Here is a 4,919-nt window from a genome sequence, read left to right on the forward strand (position 1 = left end):
CCACTCTTTGAAGATGATGATGCAGATGTTCTGGATGTATTATTTTTTCTGCCGCTGTTTGCTTTTGCAATGGACATATCATATATTCCACCTACGGCTGCCCCTAAAATAGTATTTCCATTAGACTCCAATACAGGAACCGGCGGTGCAAAAGCCAATCCCGTCACAGCCGCCTTTACCATATCATTTAATGCCGCATCTACCCTGTCCCGAGCTGACCCATCTGCCGCCAACCCCGCTGCAATTCCTGCAACAGCTATATTTCCTAACCACGTATATTGAAAAATCTGCACACTCGTCCATTCAAAAATCGCACCTAATCCTGGCATTGCGCCTGCGAAAGCTCCTGATATCAAACCGGTAAGGCCACTAACCACTAATTCTTTAGCCGTTACTTTTCTTCCCTCTATCTCAGCAACTGCACCTGCTGTCATAAGTCCTGCCACACCGCCAATAACTCCGCCAAAAATCGCTCCTGCCCAGAAATTACCGCTTTCATCCACTCTTCCGACCGGATTGCCGTCACAGTAGTTATACAGGTTCTTGTCATTCAGTGTTGTTTTGCTCATGCCCATCACTGACAAACTGTCCGCACTCATCATTCTGCCTAATTCCGGATTGTAATAACGGCTTTCCAGATAATACAGTCCTGTTTCTGTGTCATAATAGTAACCGCGATATCTAAATGGGTTATCCACACCAAGTGTCGACGCCATGGAGCCACCTGCCTTCAGAAGATTGCCCCATGTATCATAGCTGTAATCCACACCCCACTGCCCGGCTGCAGTTTTGTCTCCCTGTCATCCTTATCAAATGTATACACGGTTGTCTGCTTATTCCTATCACACACCGTTGTCACACTGTCTACATTGCCATTCGCATCATAATGATACAGTCGTTCTTCGCCGGTATTCGAAACCGCTTTTCCCATACGGCCAAGAAATCAAAAAAGAGACATCCTTTGATATTTTCTCTGTATCTTATACAAAGTCATATCAAAAGATGTCTCTAATCTAAAAATCAATGTAACTGTTCAGAGCCAGCCTCCAAAATGCTACGTATTTCGTCGGTGTGGCGTATCCGCCAAATAAAATTTCAAAAACAGTTTTAAAAATGCAAGCATTTTATACCTGTTTTTTGAAATTTTGCTTGGCTCTGAACAGTTACAAATCAATATTCTTTTTATTCTGCCATTCTATACAATTTCATGGCATTCTCCCAGGTGATATCTTCAACCTCTGCTGTCGTAATACCCTTGATCTCCGCAATGGCCATCACCACATACGGCAGATTCAGTGAAGAATTCCGCTTGCCGCGGTTCGGCACAGGTGTCAGATAGGGAGAATCCGTCTCCAGCACGATTCTGTCCATCGGCGCATAGTCAACCACTTCCTTCAACACTCTGGCATTCTTGTATGTCAGAACACCGCCGATGCCCAGATACATGCCCATATTCAGATATTCTCTGGCCATTTCCACTGTATAAGAAAAACAGTGTACTACGCCGCCGATTTCTGCCAGATGTTCTTCCTTCGCAATATCCAATGTATCCTTCGCCGCATCCCTTGAATGGATAGAAACCGGCAATACCTTTTCCCTGGCAAGATTCAGCTGACGCCTGAACCAGTATCGCTGATTGGCTCTGACCTCCGGGTCTTTTTCCCAATAGTAATCCAGCCCGATCTCACCTACAGCCACCACTTTCTCATGGGCCGTCTGCTCACTGAGCCACTGAAATGTATGCTCATTTAATTGGGCGGCATCACTTGGATGCACACCTGCTGCCGCATAAATAAACGGATATTTTTCCGCAAGGGCAATACTTGAAGCCGTAGAAGCCAGATCGGCACCGATATTCACAATCCTGCCGATTCCCGCTTCCTGCATACTCTCAAGCAGGCTTTCCCTGTCTTCATCAAACATTTTATCGTCATAATGAGCATGTGTCTCAAAAATCATGCGCTATCCCTCCATTCGTCAATTTCTGCTTAATCTTCAATAAGTCCCCGCGCATCAGGCGCTGCTCATTCTTCGGCAAACCCAATTTCTTCAATCTCTACTCGATCTTCGGCAGATCCCATCGATACGTGGCCGCCAGAATACGGATGATCACCACCACAACTGCCCCCAGAATCATACTGGCAGACTTGTGGTAAGGCATCAGCCATATGCAGACGCCGGCACCTGCCAATGATGCACAGGCATAAATCTGCTTTACCAGAATAAATGGGATCTGCTGCGCCATCATATCACGAATCATGCCGCCGCCAACGCCGGTGATAACACCCACGAATAACAGCAGAAATCTATGATGGACATAGCCGATCTCATAAGCTGTTTCCACACCAATGACCGTGAAGGCTCCCAGACCGATGGCATCCAGAAGAATCATTATTTTCTCATAATAAAACAATGCCTTGCTGTCAAGCATTTGTTTTTTGATATAAAAAACAACAAAAAGTATCACCGCTGTCAGAACCGAATACTCTACATAAATCGGGTTTTTGAAGGTATTCGGCGGGTGAATGCCCAGCACCAGATCCCTGATAATTCCGCCCCCGACAGCGGTCATGACAGCCATCACAATAACCCCCAAAACATCCATTTTTTTGCGGATGCCAACCATAGCACCGGATGAGGCAAAAGCCACTGTTCCAATGATTTCTATGATAAATACAAGCATTTCCGTATTCACAAACGATTTCCTCTCTTTACACCCAAAACATTCCTTCTCCTGTTCGAAACTCACCTGCAAATTCCGACGCAGAATAAAATTCTGCTGTGCAGACAACATGTCTGCACGATATATTGTCATAAAAAGCCTCAGAAACAACCTCGGTCTCGGCCGTGTCATCCCTGAGGCTCTCTTATTCACGCTTTAAACTTCGGCTGCCAAATCAACCGACCGACTTACTGCCGAATCCGTTTTCCGCTTATTAGCAGATCTCAGCGCCGGCAGGCATCTTCTTCTCCGGAACCATCAGAGACAGATTGCCATCTGCATCCTCTGCACAGAGAATCATACCTTCAGACTTCACACCCGCCAGAGTCGCCGGTTTCAGGTTGGTCACAACCATGACTTTCTTGCCTACCATTTCTTCCGGTGAATAATGCTTTCTGATGCCGGAAACAATCTGGCGCACCTGATTGCCGATCTTCACCTGTGAGCAAAGCAGCTTCTTGGATTTCTTCACAGCTTCGCAGGCGATAATCTCGCCCACCTGGAACTGCAGCTTCTCAAAGTCATCAAATGTAATCTCCGCTTTCGGCTCGATATCAATGCCTTCTTCTGTTTCAGCTTCTTCTGCCGGTGCTGCTGCCGACTGTGCCTGTGCATTGGCTGCCTTGTCCGCTTCAACCTTCTCCATCAGCTCTTTGATGTCTACTCTTGCAAAAAGAATTTCAGGTTTTTCAACGACCTTTCCGCCTGTTTCAAGAAGTCCGAACTGGTCAAGCTTCAGATAATCTCTTTCCTGTGTGCCCAGCATATCCAAAATCCTGGCAGATGTATCCGGAAGATAAGCTGCCAGCGCAACGGCTGCCATACGGATTCCTTCCATCAGATTGTAGAGAACGGTTGCCAGTCTGTCCTGCTTTGTCTCATCCTTTGCCAGTTTCCATGGTTCTGTCTCATCGATATATTTATTGCATCTTCTAAGCAGTGTAAATACCTCAGTAATTGCGTCTGCCACTCTGAGTTTCTCCATCTTGGCATCCACTTTCTCATGCATTGCCAGTGCAACAGCTTTCAGATCATCATCAACAGGCTCATTTACACCCGGATTGGAGATCACACCGCCGAAATACTTGTTGTTCATGGAAATGGTACGGTTCACAAGATTGCCCAGAATATTCGCCAGATCTGAATTCATACGTTCAACCATCAGTTCCCATGTGATAGAACCGTCATTATCAAACGGCATCTCATGCAGAACAAAGTAACGAACTGCATCCACACCAAAATAATTCACCAGATCATCCGCATAAATCACATTGCCCTTTGACTTACTCATCTTGCCATCACCAACCAGCAACCATGGATGACCAAATACCTGCTTTGGCAGCGGCAGATCCAGTGCCATCAGCATGATTGGCCAGTAAATCGTATGGAAACGGATAATATCCTTACCGATCAGATGCAGGTCAGCCGGCCAGTACTTCTTGTAGAGTTCATCGCTGTTGCCGTCCACATCATAGCCAAGGCCTGTAATGTAGTTGCTGAGGGCATCGATCCATACATAAACAACATGTTTGTCATCAAAATCAACCGGAATACCCCATTTGAAAGAGGTTCTGGATACACACAGATCCTGAAGACCCGGCAGAAGGAAGTTGTTCATCATCTCGTTCTTACGGGATTCAGGCTGAATAAATTCAGGATGTGTATTAATATAATCAATCAGTCTGTCTGCATATTTGCTCAGTTTGAAGAAATACGCTTCTTCCTTGGCATCAATGACTTCGCGGCCGCAGTCCGGACACTTGCCGTCCACCAGCTGACTCTCTGTAAAGAAAGATTCACACGGTGTACAGTATTTGCCTTCATAGTAGCCCTTATAAATATCACCCTGATCATGCAGCTTCTTGAAAATCTTCTGAACCTGCTTCTCATGGTATTCATCTGTTGTACGGATAAACTTGTCATAGGATGTATTCATCAGATCCCAGATCTCCTTGATCTGACCGGATACATTGTCTACAAACTGCTTCGGTGTAATACCTGCTTCACCTGCTTTGATCTCAATCTTCTGACCATGCTCATCTGTACCTGTCTGGAAACGGACATCGTACCCCTGCATTCTCTTAAAACGTGCAATACTGTCAGCCAGAACGATCTCATAAGTATTACCGATATGTGGCTTGCCTGATGTATAGGCAATCGCCGTTGTAATATAATATGGTTTCTTTGCCATTTTTCT

General features: G+C 45.7%; 5 protein-coding genes. All 5 read right to left on the reverse strand.

The genetic code is table 11. The annotated features are described in order from the left end of the window. A partial coding sequence (locus WMO25_RS14875) for an RHS repeat-associated core domain-containing protein (protein ID WP_349085960.1) occupies positions 1 to 767 on the reverse strand: 767 nt, incomplete at its 3' end. Beyond that, positions 731 to 931 carry a hypothetical protein gene (locus tag WMO25_RS14880; protein WP_349085961.1) on the reverse strand — a complete coding sequence of 67 codons (201 nt, stop codon included), beginning with the start codon at positions 929 to 931 and terminating at the stop codon, positions 731 to 733. The genes WMO25_RS14880 and WMO25_RS14875, both read right to left, overlap by 37 nt. Positions 932 to 1,182: 251 nt before the next feature. Beyond that, complete coding sequence (locus WMO25_RS14885; protein WP_349085963.1) at positions 1,183 to 1,959, reverse strand: TatD family hydrolase; 777 nt, start codon at positions 1,957 to 1,959, stop codon at positions 1,183 to 1,185. 97 nt (positions 1,960 to 2,056) lie between these two features. Then, positions 2,057 to 2,683, reverse strand: coding sequence for a trimeric intracellular cation channel family protein (locus WMO25_RS14890; protein ID WP_117528545.1), 627 nt, complete (start codon positions 2,681 to 2,683; stop codon positions 2,057 to 2,059). 253 nt (positions 2,684 to 2,936) lie between these two features. Further along, positions 2,937 to 4,913 (reverse strand): methionine--tRNA ligase, encoded by a 1,977-nt coding sequence (metG, locus tag WMO25_RS14895; protein WP_015513023.1) that lies wholly within the window; start codon positions 4,911 to 4,913, stop codon positions 2,937 to 2,939. Positions 4,914 to 4,919 lie beyond the last annotated feature (6 nt).

This window comes from Coprococcus intestinihominis (assembly GCF_040096555.1).
Lineage (GTDB): Bacteria > Bacillota > Clostridia > Lachnospirales > Lachnospiraceae > Coprococcus_A > Coprococcus_A intestinihominis.